18 protein-coding genes are annotated in these 26,982 nt (G+C 61.0%); 8 read left to right on the forward strand and 10 right to left on the reverse strand.

Features of this window, described 5'->3' with window-relative positions; translation table 11 throughout:
* Positions 1 to 81 precede the first annotated feature (81 nt).
* From AC1RL4_RS18260 to AC1RL4_RS18270, 3 genes are all read left to right on the forward strand, one after another.
* On the forward strand, positions 82 to 918 hold the full coding sequence (locus AC1RL4_RS18260) for a CvfB family protein (RefSeq protein ID WP_007942143.1): 837 nt from the start codon (positions 82 to 84) through the stop codon (positions 916 to 918).
* Between the two features lie 334 nt (positions 919 to 1,252).
* Positions 1,253 to 2,698, forward strand: a complete 1,446-nt coding sequence (locus AC1RL4_RS18265; protein ID WP_028939949.1) for an NCS1 family nucleobase:cation symporter-1 — start codon at positions 1,253 to 1,255, stop codon at positions 2,696 to 2,698.
* A 165-nt stretch (positions 2,699 to 2,863) separates the two neighbouring features.
* Positions 2,864 to 3,796, forward strand: a complete 933-nt coding sequence (locus AC1RL4_RS18270) for a DMT family transporter (protein WP_028939950.1) — start codon at positions 2,864 to 2,866, stop codon at positions 3,794 to 3,796.
* On the opposite strand, the gene AC1RL4_RS18275 is transcribed toward AC1RL4_RS18270, so the two are convergent.
* The gene (locus tag AC1RL4_RS18275; RefSeq protein ID WP_230174883.1) at positions 3,732 to 4,922 is read right to left on the reverse strand and encodes an MFS transporter; all 1,191 of its coding nucleotides are present in this window, start codon (positions 4,920 to 4,922) and stop codon (positions 3,732 to 3,734) included. The genes AC1RL4_RS18270 and AC1RL4_RS18275 overlap by 65 nt on opposite strands.
* Positions 4,923 to 5,026: 104 nt before the next feature.
* Here AC1RL4_RS18275 and ptrR point away from each other — a divergent pair, with 104 nt between their 5' ends.
* Both ptrR and AC1RL4_RS18285 read left to right on the forward strand, forming a co-directional pair.
* Positions 5,027 to 5,920 (forward strand): putrescine utilization regulator PtrR, encoded by an 894-nt coding sequence (gene ptrR / locus AC1RL4_RS18280; protein WP_019648044.1) that lies wholly within the window; start codon positions 5,027 to 5,029, stop codon positions 5,918 to 5,920.
* A 140-nt stretch (positions 5,921 to 6,060) separates the two neighbouring features.
* On the forward strand, positions 6,061 to 6,189 hold the full coding sequence (locus AC1RL4_RS18285; protein WP_007914492.1) for a PA1414 family protein: 129 nt from the start codon (positions 6,061 to 6,063) through the stop codon (positions 6,187 to 6,189).
* A 186-nt stretch (positions 6,190 to 6,375) separates the two neighbouring features.
* Here the strand turns inward: AC1RL4_RS18285 and AC1RL4_RS18290 are convergent, their stop codons facing one another.
* The 6 genes from AC1RL4_RS18290 to speB all read right to left on the reverse strand — a co-directional run bounded on the left by AC1RL4_RS18290 (position 6,376) and on the right by speB (position 12,067).
* A complete protein-coding gene (locus AC1RL4_RS18290; RefSeq protein ID WP_026345692.1) occupies positions 6,376 to 6,627 on the reverse strand; it encodes a phosphopantetheine-containing protein in 252 nt (83 codons plus the stop codon).
* A 53-nt stretch (positions 6,628 to 6,680) separates the two neighbouring features.
* Positions 6,681 to 7,406, reverse strand: coding sequence for an MBL fold metallo-hydrolase (locus AC1RL4_RS18295; protein WP_096479690.1), 726 nt, complete (start codon positions 7,404 to 7,406; stop codon positions 6,681 to 6,683).
* Between the two features lie 85 nt (positions 7,407 to 7,491).
* Positions 7,492 to 8,871, reverse strand: coding sequence for a sodium:solute symporter family protein (locus AC1RL4_RS18300; protein ID WP_019580767.1), 1,380 nt, complete (start codon positions 8,869 to 8,871; stop codon positions 7,492 to 7,494).
* Positions 8,872 to 9,118: 247 nt separating this feature from the next.
* Positions 9,119 to 10,630, reverse strand: a complete 1,512-nt coding sequence (locus AC1RL4_RS18305) for a purine-cytosine permease family protein (RefSeq protein WP_019648047.1) — start codon at positions 10,628 to 10,630, stop codon at positions 9,119 to 9,121.
* A gap of 54 nt (positions 10,631 to 10,684) precedes the next feature.
* Positions 10,685 to 11,107 carry a YybH family protein gene (locus AC1RL4_RS18310; protein ID WP_018929906.1) on the reverse strand — a complete coding sequence of 141 codons (423 nt, stop codon included), beginning with the start codon at positions 11,105 to 11,107 and terminating at the stop codon, positions 10,685 to 10,687.
* 9 nt (positions 11,108 to 11,116) lie between these two features.
* Positions 11,117 to 12,067 carry an agmatinase gene (gene speB, locus AC1RL4_RS18315; RefSeq protein ID WP_007942156.1) on the reverse strand — a complete coding sequence of 317 codons (951 nt, stop codon included), beginning with the start codon at positions 12,065 to 12,067 and terminating at the stop codon, positions 11,117 to 11,119.
* A 390-nt stretch (positions 12,068 to 12,457) separates the two neighbouring features.
* On the opposite strand from speB, the gene AC1RL4_RS18320 reads away from it, so the two are divergent.
* Both AC1RL4_RS18320 and AC1RL4_RS18325 read left to right on the forward strand, forming a co-directional pair.
* On the forward strand, positions 12,458 to 13,351 hold the full coding sequence (locus AC1RL4_RS18320) for a LysR family transcriptional regulator (RefSeq protein WP_007938472.1): 894 nt from the start codon (positions 12,458 to 12,460) through the stop codon (positions 13,349 to 13,351).
* Between the two features lie 4 nt (positions 13,352 to 13,355).
* Entirely contained in the window at positions 13,356 to 13,949 is a 594-nt protein-coding gene (locus AC1RL4_RS18325) for a tRNA-uridine aminocarboxypropyltransferase (RefSeq protein ID WP_230174881.1), read from the forward strand.
* 169 nt (positions 13,950 to 14,118) lie between these two features.
* On the opposite strand, the gene AC1RL4_RS18330 is transcribed toward AC1RL4_RS18325, so the two are convergent.
* The 3 genes from AC1RL4_RS18330 to AC1RL4_RS18340 all read right to left on the reverse strand — a co-directional run bounded on the left by AC1RL4_RS18330 (position 14,119) and on the right by AC1RL4_RS18340 (position 19,250).
* Entirely contained in the window at positions 14,119 to 15,483 is a 1,365-nt protein-coding gene (locus AC1RL4_RS18330) for an HlyD family type I secretion periplasmic adaptor subunit (RefSeq protein WP_096479693.1), read from the reverse strand.
* Positions 15,484 to 15,705: 222 nt separating this feature from the next.
* Positions 15,706 to 17,865 (reverse strand): type I secretion system permease/ATPase, encoded by a 2,160-nt coding sequence (locus tag AC1RL4_RS18335; RefSeq protein WP_204124876.1) that lies wholly within the window; start codon positions 17,863 to 17,865, stop codon positions 15,706 to 15,708.
* Positions 17,866 to 17,891: 26 nt separating this feature from the next.
* Entirely contained in the window at positions 17,892 to 19,250 is a 1,359-nt protein-coding gene (locus AC1RL4_RS18340) for a TolC family outer membrane protein (RefSeq protein ID WP_019580761.1), read from the reverse strand.
* Between the two features lie 591 nt (positions 19,251 to 19,841).
* Between AC1RL4_RS18340 and AC1RL4_RS18345 the strand changes: the two genes are divergently transcribed.
* Positions 19,842 to 26,981 carry a retention module-containing protein gene (locus AC1RL4_RS18345; protein ID WP_493119860.1) on the forward strand — a complete coding sequence of 2,380 codons (7,140 nt, stop codon included), beginning with the start codon at positions 19,842 to 19,844 and terminating at the stop codon, positions 26,979 to 26,981.
* The last annotated feature ends 1 nt before the right edge of the window (position 26,982 follow it).

Genomic DNA, 26,982 nt, shown 5'->3' on the forward strand with positions numbered 1-26,982 from the left:
TTCTCGCGCCACCGAGCCGGCCCGCCGAACGCCGCCCGCAAAACCGGGTAGAATGCCGCCCACGCAATGAGGGTATTGGACATGGCTTTAGTCGGGCGTTACAACAGTTTGCAAGTGGTTAAACACACTAACTTCGGTTTATATCTGGACGGTGGCGCGGACGGCGAAATCCTTCTGCCTAATCGTTATATTCCCAAAGATATTCCCAGCGAAGATGAAGATTGGCTCAACGTTTTTATTTATCTGGACAGCGATGACAAACTTATCGCCACCACCGAAAAGCCGAAAGTTCAGGTCGGTGAATTCGCCAGTTTGAAAGTCGTTGAAGTCAACAGCATCGGCGTGTTCCTGGATTGGGGGTTGCCGAAGGATCTGCTGCTGCCGTATTCCGAAGAAAAGCGCCAGATGACGGCCGGCGAGTATGTCGTGGTGCACGTCTACCTCGACAAACACACCCGGCGCATCACCGCGACGGCACGTCTGGACCGTTACCTGGACAAGACCCCGGCCAACTACACCCCGGGCCAGGAAGTTGATTTGCTGGTAGCCGAAGCGACCGATATGGGCTTCAAGGCAATCATCAACAACAAGCACTGGGGCTTGATCCACAAGAACGAAATCTTCAAGTTCATGCGCGCCGGTAAAGAAGAGAAGGGCTTTATCAAAGAAGTCCGTGCCGACGGCAAGATTAGCTTGAGCCTGCAGCCGGTGGGCGAAGCCGCCGCCACCAGTCTGAACTCGAAGATTCTCGCCAAGTTGCGCGACAACAATGGCACCCTGCCAGTCAGCGACAAGAGCGACCCGACGCTGATCAGCAGTATGTTCGGCGTCAGCAAGGGCAACTTCAAAAAGGCCATCGGTGCGTTGTACAAGAACGGCCAGATCGTCATTCACGCTGATCGTATCGAACTCAGCTGACCTGCACCGGCCCCGGTAGGCGCTACCGCAGGTTGTGATCAAAAAAGGATCCAGCCTACGGTAGCCTTCTGCGCAGCAGTCACCCATCTCTTTGTATACATAACGTCCTGCACCGTTTGCAGGCGCGGACGCCCTGTTCATGGGCGTTATCACCCTCTCTACGACTTGAAGGCTGCGCTCTGAACAGGGCTGAAAGCCAGGTTTGTCACACCTTTTGATCGTATGGCACGCATTCTGCGTAGCAACTCGTATACAAACCATGCCGGCTCCCGTACGCAGTGTGCTCGCCACACCCATCTCGGGGGCCGCGCCTGTACTTTCGAGGAGCCCCGCGATGACCGAACAATTGCCCAATGGCTACAGCCCGCGCCTGTATAACCAGGACCTGGGGCCGCTGCCGCAGACATGGAATTGGTACAACATCTTTGCCTTCTGGATGAGCGACGTGCACAGCGTCGGCGGCTATGTGTTCGCCGCCAGCCTGTTTGCGCTGGGGTTGGCCAGTTGGCAGGTGTTGATTGCCTTGCTCGGCGGGATTTGCATCGTGCAGTTGATCGCCAACCTGGTGGCCAAGCCGAGTCAGCAAGCCGCGGTGCCTTACCCGGTGATCTGCCGACTGGCGTTTGGGGTGTTCGGGGCGAATATTCCTGCGGTCATCCGCGGTTTGATTGCGGTGGCTTGGTACGGGATTCAGACGTACCTGGCGTCCAGTGCACTCATCATCGTCGTGCTACGGTTTTTTCCTTCGATGGCGACCTACGCCGAACCGCACTTTGCCGGTTTGTCCTACCTCGGCTGGTTCGGTTTCCTCAGCCTGTGGTTCGTCCAGGCGCTGGTGTTCTGGACTGGCATGGAATCGATTCGCCGCTTCATCGACTGGGCCGGCCCCGTGGTGTACGGCGTGATGTTCCTGCTCGCCGGCTGGATCGTCTGGCAAGCCGGCTGGAGCAACATCAGTTTCACCCTGGCGGAAAAGTCCTTGTCTGGCTGGGAAGCCTTTGGCCAGGTAATCGTGGCAACGGCATTGGTGGTGTCGTATTTTTCCGGTCCGACCCTGAATTTCGGCGATTTCAGCCGCTACTGCCGCAGCATGAATGACGTGCGTCGCGGCAATTTCTGGGGGCTGCCGGTAAACTTTCTGGCGTTCTCGCTGGTGACCGTGGTGATCGTTTCCGGCACCTTGCCAGTGTTCGGTGAAATGCTTCACGACCCGATCGCCACCGTGGCGCGCATCGACAACAGCGTGGCGGTGCTGCTCGGCGCCTTTGCCTTCGTCACCGCGACCATCGGCATCAACATCGTCGCCAACTTTGTGTCCCCGGCGTTCGACTTCGCCAACGTCGCCCCGAGCAAAATCAGTTGGCGTGCGGGTGGCATGATTGCCGCCGTGGCATCGATCTTCATCACCCCGTGGAACCTGTTCAACAACCCAGAGGTGATTCACTACACCCTCGACGTGCTGGCGGCGTTCATCGGCCCGCTGTTCGGGATTCTGCTGGTGGATTACTACCTGATCAAAAAGCAGCAGATCGACGTCGATGCGCTGTTCAATGACGGCCCGAGCGGGCGTTATTACTACAGCGGCGGGATCAACTGGACGGCGGTCAAGGCGTTGATTCCTGCCACCCTGATGGGCGTTGCGATCACTTTCATCCCGGTGTTGCAGCCGATGGCCAACTTCGCCTGGTTCACCGGCTGCTTCCTCGGCGGCGTCCTGTACTTCGCGCTGGCCAGGCGTGAGCAGGCACAGCAATCGGCGGCGCTGGTCATCGCTGGATGACGTACGTGGCGATTTAAAGGTCTTTTGCAGACACCTTTTTCTGTCCATCTGGTTAATAATCGACAGCATAATTTTTCGCCCCGGCACCCTCTGTTCAGCAGGAAGGCCGGGGCTTTGCTTTTACTGTCGAGTCACTGCCATGGATTGTGTTGTCGAGGTGTTCCGGTGAGCGCCACCCGGCGTAGCGCCGATGGGTTTGCCCTGCAAGTGATGGTCGGGCTGTGCCTGATCTGGGGTGTGCAGCAGGTGATGATCAAATGGGCCGCGCCCGACATCGCACCGGTCATGCAGGCGGCGGGGCGCTCAGGTATTTCCGCGTTGCTTGTAGGATTGTTGATCTGCTGGAAGGGCGGTTGGGATCAGGTCGGGACTACCTGGCGCGGCGGCTTGCTGGCCGGCGCGTTGTTTGGCCTGGAGTTCTTCTTCATTGCCGAAGGTCTGCAACTGACCACGGCGGCGCACATGTCGGTGTTTCTCTACACCGCGCCGATCTTTACCGCGTTGGGCGTGCATTGGCTGCTGCCGAGTGAGCGTTTAAGACCGGTGCAGTGGCTGGGGATTTTTCTGGCGTTCATTGGCATTGCCATTGCGTTTGCCGGTGGGGTGTCCTGGGACAACCTTGACCACCGCATGTTGATGGGTGATGCCCTGGGTGTGCTGGCCGGCGCGTCGTGGGGCGCGACCACTGTAGTGGTGCGCGCCTCGCGTCTGTCGGAAGCGCCGGTGACCCTGACGCTGTTTTATCAACTGATCGTCGGCTTCGTCGGCCTGCTGCTGATCGCGATCCTCAGTGGTCAGGTCACCCATGTCAGCCTGACCACGGTGGCGGTGGCCAGCGTGCTGTTTCAGGGATTGGTGGTGTCGTTCTTCAGTTATCTGACGTGGTTCTGGCTACTGCGCCGTTACCTGGCGGCGAACCTCGCGGTGTTTTCGTTCATGACGCCGCTGTTCGGCGTCACGTTCGGCGTGGTGCTGCTGGGTGAAGAGCTGAGCCTGAACTTTGTGATCGGCGCGGTACTGGTTTTGCTCGGGATCACTTTTGTGAGCGCAGAGCAGTGGGTGCGCCGTCGTTTGCGCAAAGCACTTGGGCAACCCTGATCGGGCGCAGCAACAAGCCTGCGGCAATGATAAAACCGCCGCCGGCGATCACCAGCGCGGGTTGCAAGCCACCGCTGAAATGGCTGCTCAACGCGGCTAGCAACGGCCCGCTGAGCTGACCCACGGCGAAGCACGCGGTCAGCAGCCCGGCGTTGCGCTGGGTGGCGTGGGGCGCCAGTTCCCGGGAGCGCTGCATCACCAGTTGCATGCAGGCCAGGAATGGCCCGCCACACAGGATCACCCCCAGCGCCAGGCCGGCACCGCTGCCCAACAGGCAAGCAAACACCCCGGCGGCCTGTAGCCATAGCGTCGCCATCAGCCAATGACGAGTTGCGTTCGGGTTGTGCCGACGCAGGCTCACCAACACGACCCCGGTCGCCGCCGCCAGACCAAAGCACGGCCAGAACAGATCGGCTTGCCATTGCCCATGGAACTGCGCGCTGGCCATTTGTGAGAGGAAAGTGGCCGGGATGATGTAGCCCAAACCGTACAACCCATAGATCACCGGCAAACGTCCGACGCCTTGGTTGATCGACGTGGCGGCAAGCGGTGTCGCTGTAGAAGGGGCCGCCGGTTGCGGCAGGAACGGCAGAATCCCCAGTAGCATCACCAGCCCGACAGCGGCATACACCAACCATAAGGTCGCAGACGTCTGCCCCAGCAGGTTCGAGCCCAAGGCCAACAACCCTGTCAGAAAAATCCCCAACCCCGGACCGGCAAACACCAAGGCGCCGAGTCGCGGACGACCGGCCGCCGCTGCCAGCGGTTGGCTCAACGCGGTAATCATCACCAGCACCCAGGCACTGGCCACGCCCGTGCCGAAACGCAGCGCCAGATGCGCCCAGAACCCGTTGGCCCAGAACGAGGCCAGGGTCAGCAATACACACAACCACAAACCGCCGAGCAGGCGCCTGCGAACCTGATCGGGGCGACGGGCGAACATCGCATCCACCGCGCCGACGAAGTAGCCGAGGTAGTTGGCGGCGGCAATCAGACCGGCGGCAGTCAGGTCGATCTGACCCTCACTGAGCAAGTGCGGCAGTTGTGGGGTGAGGGCGAAACGCCCGATGCCCATGGCCATCATCAGGGCGACAAAGCTGGCGGTTAAGCGAATCAGCGGGGACATGGTCTGAGTTCCGTTTCGAGGATCAATGACCGTCAGGCTAGGACTGATTGACTTTCTTTAAAAATGAATAATAGTGAGAAACTTGTTCTTATTTGGAGAATGGCGTGGAATTCAGCCAATTGCGGATCTTCCAGGCAGTGGCGGAGGAGGGTTCCATTACCCGAGCCGCCGAACGCCTGCATCGCGTGCCCTCCAACCTGTCGACCCGGCTTAAACAGCTCGAAGAGCAACTCGGTGTCGAACTGTTCGTGCGTGAGCGTCAGCGTTTGCAGTTGTCGCCTGCGGGAAAAGTCCTGCTGGACTACACGGCCAAGCTGTTCGCCTTGCACGACGAAGCCCACGCGGCGGTGCAGGGCGGGCAACCGGCCGGGGATTTCGTACTGGGCACCATGTACAGCACCGCCGCAATTCACTTGCCAGAGCTGTTGGCGCGTTATCACCGCCGCTACCCGGCGGTGAACCTGCAAGTACAGTCGGGCCCCAGCGGTGAACTGCTCGAAGGGCTGCTCACCGGGCGCCTCGATGCGGCGCTGGTGGACGGCCCGCTGGAACTGGCCGGGCTCGACGGCGTGCCGTTGTGCGACGAACGGTTGGTGTTGATCAGCGAGGCCGATCATCCACCGGTGCGCAGTGCGCTGGATGTCGAAGGGCGTTCGGTGTTCACGTTTCGCCAGGGTTGCTCCTACCGGATGCGCCTGGAAGCCTGGTTTGCCCATGACCATGCGGCGATGGGCCGGGCCATGGAGATCGAGTCTTATCCAGGAATGCTGGCCTGCGTGATTGCCGGCTCTGGCGTGGCGCTGATGTCGGAGTCGATGCTCGCCAGTCTGCCGGGGCGTGAAAGCGTGGCGGTGCACCCGTTGGCCGAGCCGTTCGCCAGCGCGACCACTTGGTTGATGTGGCGCAAAGGCATGGTCGGGGCCAACCTGAATGCATGGATCGAGCAGCAACAGGCGGTGTATCCGTCGGCAACGGTCCAGGCCCAGGCAAATGTTTGAACGAACGTCCAAGGATTTGGATCAATTCAGTAACAGATCATTGCGATCTTGAGCGAGCATTGCGTAGGACTTCGGACTATTATCAGTGCGAAGGGGCTACAGAACTTCGGCCGCTCGGCACGACCCTGAAGGGGGGCATCATGAAAGAGAAAATCCAAAACTGGCTGCATGACCTGGGTGTCGCACTCGGTTTGATTGAACCGCCTCTGCAACCGGTGCCAATTCGCACTGATGACGAACAACGTCGCCGCCAGCAGCGCCGTCGGTAAGTCTGGAAAATCACCTGTGGCGAGGGAGCTTGCTCCCGCTGGGGTGCGCAGCGGCCCCATTCATCGCCACTCAGGTGGGTCAGGTTGAGCGCGAGTGCAGCTTGCGATTGCTGCGCAATCGAGCGGGAGCAAGCTCCCTCGCCACAGAGGTTCGTTCGGCCCATCGGATGTATTTAGCAATCCGTTTCAATACCGCCCAATCTCAATCAAAAACCGGGTCAAGTCATTCGCCGTCCTGGCAGTCTTGAGTATCCGGTCTTCTTCGGCGGTAAACGCCGTCAACCCCAACTGATCCTCCAGACGGAAGATCAGCTCTTCAATATCCTCTTTGTCCAATCCCAACTGCATCAGGTTGGTGTTGTCGTCGAAGTCATCCTGGTTTTCCAGCAGGCGGCGGATGCGACGATGCACGGCGGCACGAACGGCGGCTCTTGTCATGAGGTCCTTCTTCGAGAACGTTATGAGGTCCCTGACGCTGAGTACAGCAGGCTTCAGGCGTGTCGGCGCTGCCACTCGTCAATCATCGAGCGCAGATACTGTCCGGAAAAACTCCCGAAATGCCCGCCGTGCACCGTGCGGATCGGCATCGCGCGCAAGCGTTGCAGGCTGCGGGCGTAGTCGTCGAGGTTGGAGTGGTAGGCGTTTTCGATCAGCGGCCCGTCGTAGATGATGTCGCCACTGAACAGGGTTTCAGTCGCCGCTTCATACAGGCTGATGCCACCCGGTGAGTGACCCGGCGTGTGCAGCACTTGCAGGACCCGATTACCGAGATCGAGCACGTCGCCGTCTTCGATAAAACCGGTGGCCGGCGCAGCTTTGACCCGGTATTCGGCGTAGCACAATGGGCCGTCGGGGTGAGCCTCGAACATGTCGTCACCGACGAAAGCCTTGCTCAGGGTGTTGTCGCCATCGGGCTCGGCGAGGATCTGCGCTTCGGCCGGATGCACCAGCCGTTCGGGGAACTCGTGATGGCCGGCGATGTGGTCGAAATGGCAATGGCTGGCCACCGCTACCAGCGGTCGTTCGGTGAGCCACGGCAATTGCTCGCGCAGGCTGACCAGCCCGGAACCGCTGTCCAGCAGCAAGTCCTTGTCGCGGCCCTGAATGTGCCAGAGGTTGCAGCGGTAAAAAGGCCGAATGTACGGCTCGTGAATCAGGCGGATACCGTCGCTGAGCTGTTTGACCTCGAACCACTGATCGCGGCTGACGATCTTCATGGGCAAATTCCTTCAGGCGAAAAAAAACGGGTGTGGCAACCGACGCCACACCCGCCGAAGAAAGCATCAGGTCGTTATAGAAATCTTAGGCAGCGCTCGCCACTAGGGCCGGGCGACGGGACAGAAGGCTGACCACCACGAAACTCACCAGGCCCACGCCGAGGCTGTAGTAGATCGGAGTATTGGCGTCCATACCGTCCTTGATCATGAACAGCAGCGCAGTGGCAAAGCCCAGGCCCATGCTGGCGATGGCGCCGGCGGTGGTTGCACGTTTCCAGAAGATGGCGCCGATCAGCGGGATCAGCATGCCGCCCACCAACAGGTTGTAAGCCAGGGTCAGCGCGCTGATCACGTCATGTACGACCAGAGCGATGCCGAGTACGACGATGCCGGTCAACAGGGTGAACAGGCGGTTCATGCCCAGGCTCGACTGTTTGCCTCCACGCAGTTTCGGCAGCAGGTCTTCGGTCAGTGTGGTGGCAGCGGCGAGCAGGCCGGCGCTGGCGGTGGACATCATGGCCGCCAGGGCCGCGGCGATCACCAGACCACGGATACCGTCCGGCAGGGACAGTTTGACGATGGCGGCGAAAGCGTTGTTGACGTTGTCCAGGTCCGGGATCAGCACGTGAGCGGCCATGCCGATCAGGGCGCAGGCCAGGCCGTAAAGGATGCAGTAGAAGCCTGCGAAGGTACCGGCGACCTGAGCCACTTTGGCGCTCTTGACGGTGAACACACGCTGCCAGATGTCTTGGCCGATCAGGATCCCGAAGAAGTAGATCATGAAGTAGGTGATGATGGTGTCCCAGCCAATCGTGGTGAAGCTGAAGGCAGTGGCCGGCAGTTTCAACACCAATTCATCCCAGCCGCCAACGCGGTACAGGCAGATCGGCAACAGGATGAACATCAGGCCGACGGTCTTGATCACGAACTGGACGATGTCGGTCAAGGTCAGGGACCACATGCCGCCGATCGCAGAGTAGATCACAACCACGCCACCGCCGAGCAATACCGAGACCCAGAACGGCAGGCCGAACAGCACTTGCAGCACGGTGCCGATTGCCAGGATCGAAACTACGCCGATCATCAGCGCATACGCCAGCATGATCACCGCGCTCGCGGAGCGGGCCATCGGGTTGTAGCGTTTTTCCAGCACTTGGGTAACGGTGTAGATTTTCAGTTTCAGCAGCGGTTTGGCGAGGAACAGGTTCAGCGCCACGATCCCGCAGCCGAGTGCCGCGCACAGCCAGAAACCGGAGATGCCATGGACGTAGCCCAGGCGCACGGTGCCGACGGTGGACGCGCCGCCCAGAACGGTGGCGGCCATGGTGCCCATGTACATGCTCGGGCCGAGGTTGCGACCGGCGACCAAAAAGTCTTCGTTGGTCTTGGCCTTGCGCATGCCGTAATAGCCGAGCATCAGCATCGCGGCGGCGTAGATGAGTACGACGAATAAATCCAAAGCCATGATGGCGTGTCTCCGATTGTCTTTTTTATGGTGAGGCTGAATAGCAGTGATGCGATGGAACACTTAATTGTGGCGAGGGGGCTTGCCCCCGTTGGGTCGCGAAGCGGCCCCAAAACCTGATAGCGCGGTTCTTCAGTCAGAACCGGTTGTTTGTATTGCGACTGCTGCGCAGTCGAACGGGGCGATGCGGCGTTCCGACAAGCCCCCTCGCCACAAAAGCTCCTCGACACAATTTCTGCGAGTTGAATCAGGCGGCTTGTCGCATCGCCGGTTTACCGAGCGAATCCGTGCCCTTGCTGCGTGCATCGTTGGGGCCGAACACCGCAGCCGATTCCGGGAACAGGCTCAGCAGCGTCAGGTACACCAGCGAGGCCAGGCCGAGGGTTACCGGCAGGCTGATGTCGATCCCGCCGGCCAGATCTCCGAGCGGCCCGACAAACTGCCCCGGCAGGTTCACGAAGCACAAACCGACCGCGGCACTCGGGATCCAGGCGCCCAGGCCACGCCAGTTCCAGCCGTGGGTGAACCAGTAGCGGCCACCTTTTTCGCCACGGGTGAACACTTGCAGGTCATCCGGGCAGTAGAAGCCGCGACGCACCAGCAGGCCGATGATCATGATCACCATCCATGGAGTGGTGCAGGTGATGATCAGCACGGCGAAGGTCGACACGCTCTGCACCAGGTTCGCCGCAAAGCGCCCGATGAAGATGAAGGCAATCGACATCACACCGATCAGCAGCGTCGCTTTAACCCGCGACAGGACCCGTGGAAAGACGCTGGACATGTCCAGCCCGGTGCCATACAGCGACGTGGTGCCGGTGGACATGCCGCCAATCACCGCAATCAGGCACACCGGCAGGAAGAACCAGCTCGGTGACACCGCCAGCAGGCCGCCGACGTAGTTGTTGGCCGCGATGTAGTCCGGTGCCTTGATCGCCACGATGGTGGCGGTGGCCAGGCCGAACAGGAACGGGATGAAGGTCGCGATCTGCGAGATCACCACGGCAGCCATGATCCGGCGCTTGGAGGTGTCACGCGGGATGTAGCGCGACCAGTCACCGAGGAACGCCCCAAAGGAAATCGGGTTACTCATCGCCACCAGCGCAGCGCCGATGAAAGCCGCCCAGAAACCCGGTTGACCGAGGCTGACGCTGCCGGCGTAGTTCACATCGAAAGGACCGGCGAAGGCGAAGACGCCCAGCAGAAACAGCAGGCTGGCGCTCCACACGGCGATCTTGTTGACCCACAGCAGGAAGCGGAAGCCGTAGATGCACACTGTCAGCACCAGGATCGCGAACAGACCGTAGGCCAGGCCCAGGGTCAGGTCGGTTTCCGGCAGGCCGATCAGGCGTTTCGCACCACCGATCAACGCATCACCCGAACTCCATACCGAGAGCGAGAAGAAGGCGATAGCAGTCAGAAGCGACAGGAACGAACCGACGATCCGCCCGTGCACGCCGAAGTGCGCACCGGACGACACGGCGTTGTTGGTGCCATTGAGTGGACCGAACAGGCCCATCGGCGCGAGGATCAGCGAGCCCAGCAACACGCCCAGCACAATCGCCCAGACGCCCGCCTGAAAAGACAGGCCGAACAGTACCGGGAAACTGCCGAGCACGGCGGTGGCGAAGGTGTTGGAACCGCCGAAGATCATCCGGAACAAGTCCGTCGGGCCTGCGGTGCGTTCGTTGTCCGGGATCTGCTCGACCCCGTAGGTTTCAATTTGCGTAAGGCTTTGGTCTTTGTTGTTGTTATTCATGATCTGCTCCGATCATAAAGGCGCGCTCATCGTGCGTGAGCGTCACCTGTTTGGCTAAGGGGGTGGCAGCCCTTCCGGCATTGCGGACAAATGTTCATGGCAGGCCAGCCAAAGGCCTTGTTGTTCTTGGCCAGACGCCTGTTTCTTGAAAACAATCGTCTCGCGTTCCTGGCTGAAGTGTTGCTCCCCTTGCATGCGCAGCTCGGTGGCCACGTCATGGATGAAAATCGCCACGTCACCCTGCAGGCTGACGAAGGCGTTGCTCGAGGTGCACGACAGCACCTCGAAGCCGTCCTCGGCACGCCAGCTGTCCCACAACGCCTGGTAGGCATCGCGCGACAGCAGGGGCTGCTCGAGGGTGTAGAACACGAAGCTGGCGTCGATGCTGAATGCGCCGAAGTAGGCTTCGCGATCGTTTCGGGCAAAGGCCGACACCAGTTCGGCGGCGGCATTGAGTACCTGATCACGTTCGTTCATGACCGATCCTCAGCGATGGACCACGCCTGGCAGTACGCAGAGCATTTCGTACAACAGGTTAGCGCCCAGCAGCGAGGTGTTGCCGGTGGTGTCGTACGCTGGCGAGACTTCTACCAAATCGCAGCCGACCAGGTCGAGGCCTTGGCAGCCGCGCACGATTTCAATCGCCTGAATGGTCGTCAGACCGCCGATTTCCGGGGTGCCGGTGCCAGGTGCCCAGGCCGGATCGATGCCGTCGATATCGAAACTCAGGTACACCGGACCGTCGCCGACTTTCTCGCGAACTTCAGCCATCAGCGGCGCCAGGGATTTGTGCCAGCACTCTTCGGCCTGAACCACACGGAAGCCTTGATTGCGGCTCCAGTTGAAGTCATCAGCGGTGTAGCCCTGAGCCCGCAGGCCAATTTGCACTACGCGGTCGCAATCCAGAAGGCCTTCTTCTACTGCGCGACGGAAGGTGGTGCCGTGGGCGATTTTCTCGCCGAACATGTGATCGTTCACGTCGGCGTGAGCGTCGATGTGCACCAGGCCGACTTTGCCGTGCTTTTTATGAATGGCACGCAGGATTGGCAGGGTGATGGTGTGGTCGCCGCCCAGCGTCAGGGGGATCACATCGTGTTCGAGGATATTGTCGTAGGCCTCTTCGATGATCCGCACGGCGTCCAGCAGGTTGAAGGTGTTGATCGCCACGTCACCGATGTCGGCAACCGACAGCGAGTCGAACGGCGCAGCGCCGGTGGCCATGTTGTACGGACGGATCATCACCGATTCAGCGCGGATTTCACGCGGCCCGAAGCGGGTGCCGGGGCGCAGGGACGTGCCGATGTCCAGCGGGATGCCGATAAAGGCAGCGTCCAGGCCGGCAGCGGATGGCAAATGGGGGAGTCGCAGCATGGTGGCGATGCCGCCGAAGCGCGGCATTTCATTGCCGCCCAGTGGTTGGTGAAGAATCTTGTCCACGGGTAAGGCCTCATCGTCGTTGTTTTATTTATGCAGGTAAGCCGCTCGGGGAGAGACGGGCACCGCTGTGGGCCGATTCTGCGAAATGCAGTGGCCGGGAAGAATCGCTACGGGCAAATACTTAGTTCAGATTTTTCTAAACTAATGGCGGGCGGGAAGATAGACTCCCCACCATGCACCGAACCCTTGTGGCGAGGGAGATCACTGTGGCGAGGGGGCTTGCCCCCGTTCGGCTGCGCAGCAGTCGTAAACCTGCCAACTCGGTCTGTCTGATTGCACCGGGGTGAATGGTTTTGGGGCTGCTGCGCAACCCAACGGGGGCAAGCCCCCTCGCCACAAAAGCTCCCTCGCCACAAAAGCAACATGCACTACCTTGCAATGGAGCCCCCCATGGCCAACGCTTTACCCGACCTGAAACTATTGCGCATCTTCGTCAGCGTGGTCCGCCATCAGGGGTTCGCCAACGCCCAGCACGAGCTCAATCTCTCGACGTCGGCCATCAGCACTTATATGAGCCAGCTCGAAGCGGCGCTCGGCCTGGTGCTCTGCCATCGAGGTCGCGGTGGTTTCAGCCTGACCAGCAAGGGCGAGCTGTTTCATCAGGAAACCCTGCGTCTGTTGGCCGAACTCGAAGGTTTCGAACAATACGCCGCCGCCCTCAAAGGCGAACTGCGTGGCACGTTGAACCTGGGGGTGATCGACTCCACCGTCAGCGACAAGGCCTTGCCATTCGCCGAAGCTATCGGCGCCTACAGCCAGGAACACCCGGCGGTGCATTTGCATCTCTCGGTCATGAGCCCCTACGAACTGCAACTCGGCGTGCAGGACAACCGCCTCGACCTGGCCATCGGTGCCTTTTCCACGCGTATGAGCGGTCTGGTCTACATGCCGCTCTACCGCGAACAGCACTGGCTGTATTGCAGCAGCCGTCATCCGCTGTTCAACGAGCGGCGCATCCCCGAGCAGGTCATCACCCAGCAGCGTATGGTCGGTCGCGGCTATTGGAGCCAGGCCGAACTGGCGCGTCATGGTTTCAAGCACAGCGCGGCGACCGTGGAAAGTATGGAGGCCCAATTGATTCTGGTGCTGTCCGGCGCCTACATCGGTTACCTGCCGGAGCACTACGCCCAGGCCTGGGCCGACAAGGGGGATTTGCGTGTGCTGTTGCCGGCGACGTTCGGTTATCAGGCGCCATTCTCGATGATCGTGCGCCGTGGCCGTAGCCGCGAGCCGCTGATCCAGACCTTCCGTGATTTGCTCAAAGCACAGCTCAATCAGGCTTAAGAAAATGTCCAGAATCCAGTGCCCGCGCTGCCTGCGTCCGCAAACTCACTGCCTGTGCCCGCTGATCCCAAGCCTGGATAGCCGCACGCGGGTGTTGCTGTTGCAGCATCCGAGTGAAGTGAACCATGCATTGAACACCGCACGATTGGCAGCGTTGGGACTCAAGAATGCCGAGCTGATCGTCGGCGAGGTGTTTGAGGATTTGCCGGCGTTGTTGAGTCAGCCGGGTTATCAGGCGCGGCTGTTGTTTCCCGGTGAAGATGCTCAGCCGATGCAGGCGTACACCGCGAGTGATAAGCCGCTGCTGCTGGTGGTTCCGGACGGCACGTGGCGCAAGGCGCGCAAGATGCTGCACCTCAATCCGTTGCTGGCGGCGTTGCCCAGAGTGACCCTGGCCGAGGGCGGGGTGTCGCGTTATCGCTTGCGCAAGGCACCTGGGCCTGGGGCGTTGTCGACGGTAGAGGCGATTGTGCAGGCGTTGCAGACCCTCGAAGCACCGAGCAGTTTCGAACCGTTGTTAAAGCCGTTCGAGGCGTTGATCGAGGGGCAGATTGCGGCGATGGGGGAGGAGACCTATCAGAAGAATCACGGGCAATGATTCCCTGTGGCGAGGGGGCTTGTCGGAACGCCGCATCGCCCCGTTCGGCTGCGAAGCAGTCGTAAAACCGACTAACGTGGTTTACCTGTTACAACCGGGTTGAATGGTTTTTGGGGCCGCTTCGCGACCCAACGGGGGCAAGCCCCCTCGCCACAGGATTGAGTCAGACCTACCTTTCGCGCATCGCCTCGGTCCGTGCCTTCAACACCGGTTTAAGCAGGTAATCCAGCACGCTTTTCTCACCGGTAATAATGTCCACCGTCGCCACCATCCCCGGAATGATCAGCAGCGGTTTCACATCCCCGCCCAAGTGATTTTTGTCGGTCCTGACCTGAATCAGATAGAAACTGTTGCCCTTGTCATCGGTGATGGTGTCCGCCCCGATCAACTCAAGCCTGGCACTCAACCCACCATAAATCGTGTAGTCATAAGCGCTGAACTTGACCATGGCTTTTTGGCCCGGGTGCAGGAACGCCACGTCTTGAGGGCGGACCTTGGCTTCGATCAGCAGGTTGTCCTCCACGGGCACGATTTCCACCATGTCGCTGCCCGGCTGGACCACGCCGCCGATGGTATTAACCTTCAGCACTTTGATGATGCCGTGAACCGGTGACACCACGGTGGTGCGCGTTACACGGTCGTCGATGGCAATGCTCGTGGCGGTGATTTTCGACAGGTCGGTGCGTTTTTCATTCAGCTCCTTCGCCGCGTCCGAGCGGAAGGATTGTTCGGACTCGTCGATCTTGCTTTTGATCTCGTTGATCGCCGATTCCGCCCGGGGAATTGCCAGGGTCGTGGCGTTCAACGAGCCGCGGATTTCCACCGCGCTGCGTTTGAGCCGCAGGATTTCCACCGGCGACACCGCCCCGGTGCCCACCAGCGGCGCCGACATGTTCATCTCTTGTTGCAGCAGCGCCAGGCTGGAACTGAACTGCCCCTGTTTGGAACGGAACTCCGCCAGCTCCTGGGTTTTTTGCCGAAGTTGTTCGGTCAAGGTGCGCTGTTCGCTGGCCAGTCGGCGCTGGCGTTGTTCGTACAGCGAGCGTTCGTCCTCGGCCACTTGCGGCGCCTTGGCGATGACTTCCGGGGACAGCTTGAACGGCCGGCCTTCCGCTTCGGCAGACAATCGTTCGACCTGCGCGATCAAGGCATAGCGGTCCGCTTCGCTTTCGCCCTTATTCGACAGGAATCGCGTGTCATCCAGGCGCAGCAAGGTGTCGCCCTTGTTCACCATTTGCCCTTCGCGCACGAAAATCTCGGTGACGATGCCGCCTTCCAGGTTCTGGATCACCTGAATCTTGCTCGACGGAATCGCCTTGCCTTCGCCCATGGTGACTTCCTGCAACACGGCGAATTTGGCCCAGACCAGCGCGCTGATCAGCAGCGCCGCCGCCAGCCACACGGTGATCCGCGACCAGCGCGGTGAATCCTGCAACGAGGCGCCGGCGGTTTCCGGCATGAACTCGCTCTCGGCACTTTTGCTGAAACTGCCGAAGTAGCTTCGGGCCGCTGAATCCGGTGTTTGAGCAGACATGAGGCGATACCCGTCAGTTAAGAGAAATAAGGCCGATCACAAACTTGTGGCGAGGGAGCTCCTGTGGCGAGGGGGCTTGCCCCCGTTCGGCTGCGAAGCAGTCGTAAACCTGCCAGCTCGATCTGTCTGATACAACGGGGTGAATGGCTTTGGGGCCGCTTCGCGACCCGACGGGGGCAAGCCCCCTCGCCACAGGTATCTATTGGCATCGAGTGGGCGCTCCTAAACCGTCGCAGAGCCGACACGGCCCTTGCGCAATGCATCGATCACCGCTTCTTTCGGGCCGTCGGCGACGATCCGCCCGTTGTCCAGCACCACCAACCGATCCACCAGGCTGAGCATCGAGGTACGGTGGGTGACCAGTAGCACGGTTTTGCCCTGGACCCAGCCGTGGAGTTTCTGCCGTAGAAGGTCTTCGCTGCTGTTGTCCATGGCGCTGGTGGGTTCGTCGAGCAGCATGATTGGCGGATCGAGCAACAAGGCCCGCGCCAGCAACACCGCTTGCCGTTGCCCACCCGACAGCAATTGACCGCGCTCGCCCACTGGCCGATCAAACCCTTGCGGATGCTGACGCGCCAGTTCAGTCACGCCGGTCAACTCAGCGACTTCAAGCATCCGGGCATCGCTGATGTAGCGTGCACCGAGGGTCAGGTTGTCGCGCAGGCTGCCGGCCAGCAGGGGCAGGTCGTGAGCGACGTAGCCGATCTGTTGACGCAGGTCGGCGACGTCCAGTTGCCGCAGGTCCAGGCCATCGAGCAGCAACTGGCCTTCTTCCGGTGCGTAGAAACCCATCACCAACCGCGCCAGCGTGCTTTTGCCCGAACCGCTGCGACCGATGATGCCGATCCGTTCGCCCGGCTTCATGCTGAAGCTGACGTTGGCCAGGGCCGGCGCGCTCTGGCCGTTGTAGTGGAACGTTACGCCGCTGACGTCCAGGGCGCCTTGCAGTTGCGTGCGCTCCAGCGGCCGCTGCCTGGCGTCGCGCTCTTGCGGCAACGACATCAGCGAATCGGTGCTTTTCATGGTCAGTTGCGCTTGCTGGTAACGGGTGATCAGCCCGGCGATCTGCCCCAGCGGCGCGAGCACGCGGCTGCCGAGCATGTAGCTTGCCACCAGCGCACCGACGCTGAGGTTGCCGGCGATGATGCTGTAGACCCCGGCGACGATGGTCGCCATGCCAGAGAACTGCTGAATGAACAGCGTGCCGTTGGTGGCCAGCGCGGAGAGGTTGCGCGCATGGCTGTCGAGGCGGGTGAGGGCGCCGTGGGTGCTTTCCCATTTGTGCTGGCGCTCGCTTTCAGCGCTGCAGGCCTTGAGGGTTTCCAGGCCGCCGAGGGTTTCGATCAGCAGGGCCTGGCGTTCGGCACCGAGGCTCAGACTCTTCTGCACGGTGTCGCGCAGGCGCGCCTGAATCACCATGGCGAAGAGAATCGTGATGGGGAAGGCCAGCAGCGGAATCACCACCAGCCAGCCGCCGAGCAGGCCGATCACCACCAGCATCAGCACAGCGAAGGGCATGTCGATCAGGCTGGTCAGCGTGACGGCGGTGAGAAACTCCCGCAGGCCCTGGAAGTCATGAATGCTTTGGGCGAAACCACCGATGGTTGCGGGTCGCGCTTTCATCGCCATGCCGGTGATGCGTTCGAACAGGGTCGCCGAAAGAATCACGTCGGTTTTCTTCCCGGCAGTGTCCAGCAAGTGTGCACGAACCACCCGCAGCACCAGTTCAAAACCGGTGCCGATCAGCAAGCCGATCGACAGCACCCACAAGGTTGAAGTGGCCTGGTTCGGCACCACTCGGTCGTAGGTCTGCATCACGAACAGCGGCACCATCAGGCCCAGCAGGTTGATCAGGAAACTCGCCAGAATCGCATCGCTGTACAGCCATTTCGACAGCTTCAGCGTGTCGCGAAACCACGCCTCGACCCGCGGCACCAGCGGCGCGCGCAAGTCTTCGAGTTCATGCCGTGGCCGCGCGAACAAGGCCTGGCCGCTGTAGTTGGTGGCCAGCTCGTCCGTGCTCACCCATTGTTCTCCGCCGTCGGCTTCGCTGGGCAGAATCAGCGCCTGACCATCGTCGCCCCAACGGCGCAAGACCGCGCAGCGGCCATGGTTGAGGATCAGCATCACCGGCAGGTTGAGCGCGGAAATATCCTTCAGTTCACGGCGCAGCACCCGCGCCTGCAAACTGGCCCGGGCCGCTGCGCGGGGCAGCAGGTCCAGGCTCAAGCGTTGGTGTGCCATTGGCAGCCCGGCACTCAGGCTGGCGCGACTGACCGTCGCGCCGTGGAGTTTGCAGAGAATCAACAGGCCGTCCAGAAGCGGATCATCGAAGCTCAGACGCGGATCGACACCCGTGTTGCCGGTTTCCATGCTGGTCACATTGATCGCTCCTACACGGCGTTACTTCATTTGAGTTCAGGCAAGCGCGCTTCGTTTTTCACTTCGGTGGCGGCGATCGCATCGGCGGGCAGCACCACCCGTTGCTTGCTCAACAACTGGCCCATGTTCGCCAGCACGCGGTACATCGAGAACTCCTCGGTGTAGCGCACTTCGGTGTAGCGGCGGTTGGCGTTGTAGAGCTCGTTTTCACTGTCGAGCAAGTCGAGCAGAGTCCGTTGGCCGAGACCGAACTGATCCTGATACGCCGCCCGTACACGGGTGGTGGTTTCGGCATATTCACGGGCGGTCGGGGTTTGTTTCTTGGCGTTTTGCATGGCGTTCCAGGCCAGGTGGATGTTCTCGTTGAGCTGGCGCAATGCGTTGTTGCGGATGTCCATCGCCTGGTTGATCTGATGCGCATCGGAGGCCAGCCGGGCCTTGTCGCTGCCGCCACGGAACAGGTTGTAGTTCATCACCACGCCCACTCGCCATTCGTTGTCGTGGCCTTGATCGCCCTGCACATTGTTATTGGCGCCCACCGCTGCTTCGGCGTCGAAGCGTGGGTAGAACGGCGACTTGGCGACTTCGTACTGGCTTTCGGCCGATTGGATGTCAGCCTGGGCGGATTTCAGGTACGGGTTGTTTTCCACCATGCTCTGCTGGGCTTCAGGCAGGGTGGCGGGCAGTTCGCCGCGGGTCGACGGCGGTGTTTCGAGTTCATCGGGCATGCGCCCCACAACGCTGTAGAAATTCGCTTCGGCATCGGCCAGATCGACCTCGGCGGTGTCGAGGTTGTTTTGCGCCAGTGCCCGGCGAGCGGTGGACTGGTCGGCGTCGGCGTTGCTGCCGATCCCACGCTGGGTACGCAGGCCGATCTGATCGTTGACCCGCATGTGCGCTTGCAGATTGTTCTTGGCCAGGGTCACCAGTTCGCGGCGCTTGAGCACTTCGAGGTACACCTCGATGGTGCGCAGGGCCAGGTCCTGGGCGGTGCCTTGAGCGTAATAGGCCCGCGAGTTGGACACGCCTTTGGTGCGCGCGACCTCGTTGGCGGTGTTGAAACCATCAAACAGCATTTGCCGCAGGCGCAGTTCCGACTGGGTGTAGGTGAGGATTTCGGTGTTGTGATTGCCCCGCGACCGGGTGGTGGTGTTATCGCTGTAGCCGCGCCCGTAGGCGGCGTTCAAATCCACCGATGGATAAAAGCCCCCTTTAGCGACTTTAATCTGCTCGTCGGCCGAGAGCCGGGCATCGACCCGAGACGCCAGTTCCGGGTGGGTCGCAATGGTGCTCTGGATCGCCTCGGTCAATGACATCGCCTGAGCCTGAGAAGCGCAGGCCATGGCCAGCAGAATCGCACTGCAAAGGGGGGTTAAAACGCGCATGGGTGCATCTCCCTGATTCCTGATGGTGCTTAGCGGTCGCCATTTTTTTGACGATATTTTTAGATGAAACCGTTTCATGCCTGTAACAACAGAGCTAAGAACATCCTGAAGCGTAGCTAAGAAAAATTTTTCATAAGGGCTATGCCAAAAAAAACTTATGCGGCCTGAAAAATCCAGCACATTGTTCAATGCGAAAGCCTTTGTTTTATTGGCCTTCTGGAGCATCAACAGGGTTTTGGAAAGTTCCATTCACTTTTCGACATAGGGCGAAGAAGTGCTGGAGGGGAGGAGAGCGAGACGGTTTAGAGGCGACATTTTTTTGTCGATCGAGTGATTCAAAACCGTTACGCATGCGTTTGCAGGCCGGTCGTTTTGGAAATGGGTCCCGATGCCATTGATTGCAGAGGGTTTTATCCCGATCCCAAGACACCCCCCTCGCAAGCGACACGCCTGGCGAGAGTGTCGGGAGGCAGCGGTTTACTTCAGGTAAACGCTTTCCGGTACACGGGTCTCGGGCAACCTGCTTGAACCATGAGCACGTTTCTTCGCGCAAACAGGATGCCGACAGCAGTTGGCAGCGGAGGAATGCACATGGCAACGCTCATCGGTATCGTCAGTAAGGTCATCGGTCAGGTGTATGCAGTGGCGGGTGATGGCACTCGACGGGCACTGATCGAGGGCGATCGGCTGTTTGCCGGCGAGCAGTTGGTCACCGGGGCCGAAGGGGCGGTGGCGGTGCATTTGCAAAATGGCCAGGAGCTGACCCTGGGGCGTGACAGCAGCCTGCAAATGAATGCCCAGTTGCTGGCGCACCAGGTGCCGCATGTGGAGACAGCCGATGCGGTGACGCCGAGCCAGGCGCAACTGACCGATGTCGAGCAACTGCAAAAAGCCATTGCCGCCGGTGCCGACCCGACCCAGACCGCTGAGGCCACCGCCGCCGGACCGGGTGCAACGGGCGCGCCCGGTGGTGCGCTGGGTGGTGGCCACAGTTTTGTGCTGTTGGAGGAAGTGGGCGGGCGGGTCGATCCCACGATTGGTTTCCCCACCGCGGGCTTCAACGGTATTCCCGAATTTCCCCTGGAACGCCGGGACGCTGCACCGGACAACGGCGATAAAGGCATCGTTACGCCGTTTGCCGCGAACGTGCCGAATCACCCGGTCTTCCTCACCGGCCTGTCGGTGGCGGGCGGTGAACTGACCCTCAATGAAGCCAACCTGGCGGACGGGTCGGCCAGCAACCCGGGGGCATTGACTCAGCACAGCACGTTCACGGTGTCTGCGCCCGACGGGCTGAGCAGCCTGAGCATCGGCGGGATCAGCGTGATCAGTGGCGGGGTGCCCATCGGTTTTCCTCAGTCGATCACCACTCAACTGGGCAACACCCTGACGATCACCGGCTACAACCCGGCCACCGGCGTGGTCAGTTACAGCTACACCCTGGTCGGCAACGAAACCCATTCCGCCGGTGACGGCACCAACAATCTCAGTGAACAATTCACTGTGGTTGCGAACGACAGCAACGGCGATACCGCGACTGGTTCGCTGGACGTCAATATCACCGACGATGTGCCCAAGGCCATCGACGACAGCAATGCCCATACCGCGTCGGAAACCCTGCTGACCCTGACCGGCAGCGTGCTGCCCAATGACGTCCAGGGCGCCGACCGCATTCCGACCGGCCCCGACAGCGGGCCGATCATCGGCGGTACTTTCACCGGGACGTTCGGCACCTTGGTACTCAATGCCAACGGCACCTACACCTACACCCTGAACACCAGTGATACCGATTTCAAAGCCTTGCACGGCGGTGGCAACGGCACCGAAAATTTCGTCTACACCCTTACCGATGCCGATGGCGATACCAGCACCGCGACGCTGGTGCTGAACATCCATAACAACGACGACCTGGTGACGCTCAATGGCCTGAATGCCGAAGGCGGCGAGCTGACCGTCAATGAGAAAAACCTCAGCGACGGCAGCAACCCTGATGCATCGGCGCTGACCCAGAGCGGCACCTTCACCATTACTGCGCTGGATGGCGTGCAAACCCTCAGCGTCGGCGGAATCAATGTGGTGGTTGGCGGTGTATCGGCGGGTTTCCCGCAATCAATCGTCACGCCGCTGGGCAGTACGCTAACCATTACTGGCTACGACAGCGCGACCGGCGTGGTCAGCTACAGCTACACCCTGGTGGATAACGAAACCCATCCGAATGCCAACGGCGCCAACAGTCTCTCCGAACAGTTTGCGGTCACCGTGGTGGACGACAACGGCACCACCGCCAATGGCAGCCTCGATGTGAACATCATCGATGACCTGCCTCATGCCGAGGACGACAGCAACGCCAATACGGCATCGGAAACCCTGCTGACCCTGACCGGCAGCGTGCTGCCCAACGACGTCCAGGGCGCCGACCGCATTGCCACCGGCCCCGACAGCGGGCCGATCATCGGCGGTACTCTCACCGGGACTTTCGGCACCTTGGTGTTGAACGCCAACGGCACGTACACCTACACCCTTAACACCAGCGACGCCGATTTCAAAGCCCTGCACGGCGGTGGCAACGGCACCGAAAATTTCGTCTACACCCTTACCGATTCCGATGGCGATACCAGCACCGCGACGCTGGTGCTGAACATCCATAACAACGACGACCTGGTGACACTCGATGGCCTGAACGTCAACGGCGGCGAACTGACCGTCTACGAAAAAAACCTCAGCGACGGCAGCAGCCCCAACACACCGGCGCTGACCCAGAGCGGCACCTTCACCGTCACCGCGCTCGACGGTTTGCAAACCCTGACGGTGGGCGGCATCGCGGTGGTCACCGGTGGCGTGGCCGCAGGCTTCCCGCAGTCGATCGTCACTCCGCTTGGCAGCACGCTGACCGTCACCGGTTACGACAGTGCGACCGGCGTGGTCAGCTACAGCTACACCCTGGTGGATAACGAAACCCACCCGAACGCCAACGGCACTAATAGCATCATCGAGAACCTCAACGTCGTCGCCACTGACGTCGACGGCAGCACGGCGTTGGGCCAGATCAACGTCAACATCGTCGATGACTTGCCCACCGCCAACCCTGATCACGCCTCAGTGGCCGAAGGCGCGACGGTCTCGGGGAACGTGCTGGGCAACGATATCGGCGGCGCCGACGGGCCGGCACTCGGTGGCGCGGTGGTTGGCGTGCGCGCCGGCAGCGACACCTCGACTTCAGCCATCGGTGGCTTGAACAGTCAAATCAACGGCACCTATGGCTACCTGACCCTGGATGCCAACGGCGATGCGGTCTATCACAGCAATCCAAATGCCGTGAACGGCCCTGGTGCTACCGACGTGTTCACTTACACCGTGCGCGATGCCGACGGCGATGAAAGCACCACCACCATTACCATCGATGTGGCCAACTGCACCCTCGTAGCTGCCACTGACACCGATGTGACGGTTAGTGAAAAAGCGCTGGACCTGACCAAGGACGGGCAGGACCTGGCGGCGGGCACGGTCATCGGCAGCGAACCTGGCAACACCGGCGAAACCGCCTCCGGCACGCTGGTGGGTTCAGTCACCGGCACCAGCGACACCATCACGTACAGCCTGGTCGGCAGCGCCAACGGAACCTACGGGCAAATCCTGCTCAACCCGGACGGCAGCTACACCTACACCCTGACCTCGCCTCCCGCGACTACACCTCACGCCAACGACGGGCCGAACACCCTGAGCGAAAGCTTCACCTATCAGGCCAACGATTCTCTGGGCAACAGCGTTACCGGCACCATCGTGATCAACATCGTCGATGACGTGCCAACCGCTCATGCCGATGTCGTCTCAGTGGCGGAAGGCGGCACGGTCAGCGGCAATGTGTTGGGCAATGATGTGCTCGGTGCTGACGGCCCGGCCTTGGGTGGCGCGGTGGTCGGCGTGCGCGCCGGCGGCGATACCTCGACTTCGGCTATCGGTGGCTTGAGCACGCACATCAACGGCACCTACGGCTACCTGACCCTGGATGCCAACGGCAACGCCGTGTACCACAGCAACCCGAACTCGGTCGGTGAACCGGGCGCCACGGACGTGTTCACCTACACCGTGCGCGATGGCGACGGCGATGAAAGCACCACGACCATTACCATCGACATCTCCAACTGTTCGCTCGTGGTGGCCCCCGATAACGACGTGACCGTCTACGAAAAGGCGTTGGATCTGACCAAGGACGGCCAGGACCTCGCGGCGGGCACTGTCACCGGCAGCGAGCCTGACAACACTGGTGAAACCGCCTCCGGCACGTTGGTCGGTTCAATCACGGGCGCCACGGGTGCAATTACTTACACCCTGGTCGGCAGCGCCACCGGCACCTATGGGCAAATCCTGCTCAACCCGGACGGTTCCTACACCTACACCCTGACCTCGGCACCCACGACCACGCCGCACGCCAACGACGGACCGAACACCCTGAGCGAGAGCTTCACCTACCAGGCCACCGACTCTGTGGGCAACAGCGTCACCAGCACCATCGTGATCAACATTGTCGATGACGTGCCGACGGCCCATTGCGATTCGGTTTCGGTGGTGGAGGGCGGCACGGTCAGCGGCAATGTGCTGGACAACGATGTGCTCGGTGCTGACGGCCCGGCCTTGGGTGGGGCAGTGGTCGGCGTGCGCGCCGGCAGCGACACCTCGACCTCGGCCATCGGTGGCTTGAACACGCAAATCAACGGCGCTTACGGCTACCTGATCCTGGATGCCAGTGGCAATGCGGTGTACCACAGCAACCCGAATTCGGTCGGCGAAGCCGGCGCCACCGACACCTTCACCTACACCGTGCGCGATGCCGACGGCGATGAAAGCACCGCCACGATCACCGTTGACGTCTCCAACAACTGCCTCGTAGCGACCACCGATACCGATGTGACCGTCTACGAAAAGGCGTTGGATCTGACCCAGGGTGGGCAGGACCTGGCGGCGGGCAGCGTCACCGGCAGCGAGCCCGGCAACACCGGTGAAACCGGCTCCGGTACGTTGGCAGGCTCGGTCACTGGCGCCACGGGTGCGATCACCTACACCCTGGTCGGCAGCGCCACCGGCACCTACGGGCAGATCCTGCTCAACCCCGATGGCTCCTACACGTACACCCTGACCTCGGCGCCGAAAACATCGCCGAACGCCAACGATGGCGCGAACACCTTGAACGAAAGCTTCACCTACAAAGCCACCGATGCCATCGGCAACAGCACCACCGGCACCCTTGTGGTCAACATCGTCGATGACGTGCCTCACGCCGTCGCCTCGGACCGTTCTGTGCCGGCCGTGCAGATCGACTCCAACCTGATGCTGGTGATTGATGTGTCCGGCAGCATGGATGACCCTTCCGGCGTGTCGGGCTTGTCGCGGCTGGATCTGGCCAAGCAAGCGATTAGCGAGCTGCTCGACAAGTACGACAACCTGGGCGACGTGAAGGTGCAGATCGTTACCTTCAGCAGCAGCGCCACCGACCAGACGTCGATCTGGGTCGATGTGGCGACGGCCAAGTCGATCATCGCTACGCTGACGGCAGGTGGCGGCACCAACTACGACGCGGCCGTGGCGACCATGGAAAGCGCGTTCGACACTGCGGGCAAACTCACCGGGGCGCAGAACGTCGGCTACTTCTTCTCCGATGGCAAACCCAACGAAGGCGACATCGGCACTGCGGACGAGACTGCGCTCAAAGCCTTCCTCGACGCCAATGGCATCAAGAACTACGCCATCGGCCTGGGCAGCGGCGTCAATAACGCCAGCCTCGATCCGGTGGCCTATGACGGCAGCACGCACAACGACACCAACGCTGTGGTGGTGACTGACCTCAACCAACTCAACTCGGTACTTTCAGGCACCGTGCAAGGTGCGCCGGTCACCGGTTCGTTGCTGGGCGAGGGCGGTACATTCGGCGCCGATGGCGGTTTCATCAAAACCCTCACGGTCGACGGCACCACCTATACCTACGACCCGAAAGCCAACAGCAATCAGGGTTCGCTGAACTTCAGCGGCGGCGCCAACCACGGCACCTTCAACACCGTCGACAACACCCTGAGCATCGCCACCAACAACAGCGGCACGCTGCTGGTGAACCTCGACACCGGCGAGTACACCTACACCTCGCAGAAAACCACGGCCGTGCAGATCACCGAAAACATCGGCTTCACCGCCAGCGACAACGACGGCGACCTCACCAGCTCGACCCTGACAGTCAACGTGATTCCGAATTCGCCACCGGTGGCGGTCGATGATCACATCATCACCAACGTGCTGTCGGGCAGTATCGGGGTGCCGGGCGAGCTGCTATTGGCCAACGACACCGACCCCAACGGTGATGCGCTCACGGCATCGCCGACTACCTTCAACACGGGTTGGACGGCCAAGGGGGCGGACTTTACCGGCACCAATACGAGCTTCAGTTTCACCGGCAATAACGTCCAGGCCGTGACCATCGCCCGCAGTGCATTCGTCGCCAACGCTGCCGCCATGACCGCCATGCTGGTGGTCAGCGGGGCATTGGGGTCGGTCAGCACCAACAATACCAACGATGAGGACCGCATCACCGTCAACCTCAAACAGGGCGAAACCCTCAACCTGGACCACAACCTGGCGGCCGGCCACATCACCATGGAGTACTCGGTCAATGGCGGCGCTTACATGGCTCTCGCCGATGGCCAGACCATCACCGCCACGGCGGACGGCACGTACCAGATCCACATCACCAACATCGACGACGGGGGACCTGGCAACAGCGGGAAGGGGGCGGAAAACTATCAACTGACCATGACCGTCAACTACGCCGGAGCCCAGGACTCCGCGCCAGACTTCCACGGCACCTACACCGCCAGCGACAACCACGGTGGCAACGACAGCGCGGCAGTCGACATCACCTATCAGGCCGGCCATACACTGACCGGCACCTCGGGCGATGACGTGTTGATCGCAGGCACCGGCAACAACATTATCAATGCGGGTGACGGCAACGACGTGCTCACCGCAGGCTCAGGCAATAACGAGATGCACGGCGGCGCCGGTAACGATCTGCTGTTCAGCGGACCGGGCAACGATTGGCTCGACGGCGGCAGCGGCAACGACACCGCGAGCTACGCCCATGCCACCGCCGGCGTCACTGTCGACCTCAGCCTGCTCACCGCGCAAAACACCTCTGGCGCAGGCACCGACACCCTGACCGGCATCGAAAACCTCACGGGCTCGAACTTCAACGACAGCCTCACGGGCGACAACAACGGCAACATCATCAACGGCGGTCTGGGTAACGATGTGCTCAACGGCGGGGGCGGCGACGACTTCCTGATCGGCGGCCTGGGCGACAACACCCTCACCGGCGGCAGCGGCGCCGACACCTTCCAGTGGCTTAAAGGCAACAGCGGCCACGATGTCATCACCGACTTCACACCGGGAACCGACAAACTCGACCTGTCGCAACTGTTGCAAGGGGAAAACGGCACCGCGGCATCGCTGGATGACTACCTGCACTTCAAAGTCACCGGCAGCGGCGCCTCACTGGTCACCAGCATCGACGTCAGCACCATGGCCGGCGCCACGCCGAGCCAGACCATTGACTTGGCGGGGGTGAATTTGGCCAGCCATTACGGCGTCACCCCCGGAGCGAATGGTGTGATTGCCGGCGGTCACGATACCGCGACCATTATCAACGGCATGTTGAATGACCATTCGTTGAAAGTGGATACGGTGTGAT

The sequence above is a fragment of the Pseudomonas sp. GW822-FHT07A10 genome, assembly GCF_058798795.1.

What these genes read in the sequence shown, in the direction of transcription:
- AC1RL4_RS18320 (WP_007938472.1), top strand. Translation starts at nt 12,458, where the DNA reads ATGGCCAACGCTTTACCCGACCTGAAACTATTGCGCATCTTCGTCAGC.
- AC1RL4_RS18260 (WP_007942143.1), top strand. Translation starts at nt 82, where the DNA reads ATGGCTTTAGTCGGGCGTTACAACAGTTTGCAAGTGGTTAAACACACT.
- AC1RL4_RS18265 (WP_028939949.1), top strand. Translation starts at nt 1,253, where the DNA reads ATGACCGAACAATTGCCCAATGGCTACAGCCCGCGCCTGTATAACCAG.
- AC1RL4_RS18345 (WP_493119860.1), top strand. Translation starts at nt 19,842, where the DNA reads ATGGCAACGCTCATCGGTATCGTCAGTAAGGTCATCGGTCAGGTGTAT.
- AC1RL4_RS18305 (WP_019648047.1), bottom strand. Translation starts at nt 10,630, where the DNA reads ATGAATAACAACAACAAAGACCAAAGCCTTACGCAAATTGAAACCTAC.
- AC1RL4_RS18330 (WP_096479693.1), bottom strand. Translation starts at nt 15,483, where the DNA reads ATGTCTGCTCAAACACCGGATTCAGCGGCCCGAAGCTACTTCGGCAGT.
- AC1RL4_RS18325 (WP_230174881.1), top strand. Translation starts at nt 13,356, where the DNA reads ATGTCCAGAATCCAGTGCCCGCGCTGCCTGCGTCCGCAAACTCACTGC.
- AC1RL4_RS18340 (WP_019580761.1), bottom strand. Translation starts at nt 19,250, where the DNA reads ATGCGCGTTTTAACCCCCCTTTGCAGTGCGATTCTGCTGGCCATGGCC.
- AC1RL4_RS18295 (WP_096479690.1), bottom strand. Translation starts at nt 7,406, where the DNA reads ATGAAGATCGTCAGCCGCGATCAGTGGTTCGAGGTCAAACAGCTCAGC.
- AC1RL4_RS18285 (WP_007914492.1), top strand. Translation starts at nt 6,061, where the DNA reads ATGAAAGAGAAAATCCAAAACTGGCTGCATGACCTGGGTGTCGCACTC.
- AC1RL4_RS18275 (WP_230174883.1), bottom strand. Translation starts at nt 4,922, where the DNA reads ATGTCCCCGCTGATTCGCTTAACCGCCAGCTTTGTCGCCCTGATGATG.
- AC1RL4_RS18310 (WP_018929906.1), bottom strand. Translation starts at nt 11,107, where the DNA reads ATGAACGAACGTGATCAGGTACTCAATGCCGCCGCCGAACTGGTGTCG.
- AC1RL4_RS18300 (WP_019580767.1), bottom strand. Translation starts at nt 8,871, where the DNA reads ATGGCTTTGGATTTATTCGTCGTACTCATCTACGCCGCCGCGATGCTG.
- AC1RL4_RS18290 (WP_026345692.1), bottom strand. Translation starts at nt 6,627, where the DNA reads ATGACAAGAGCCGCCGTTCGTGCCGCCGTGCATCGTCGCATCCGCCGC.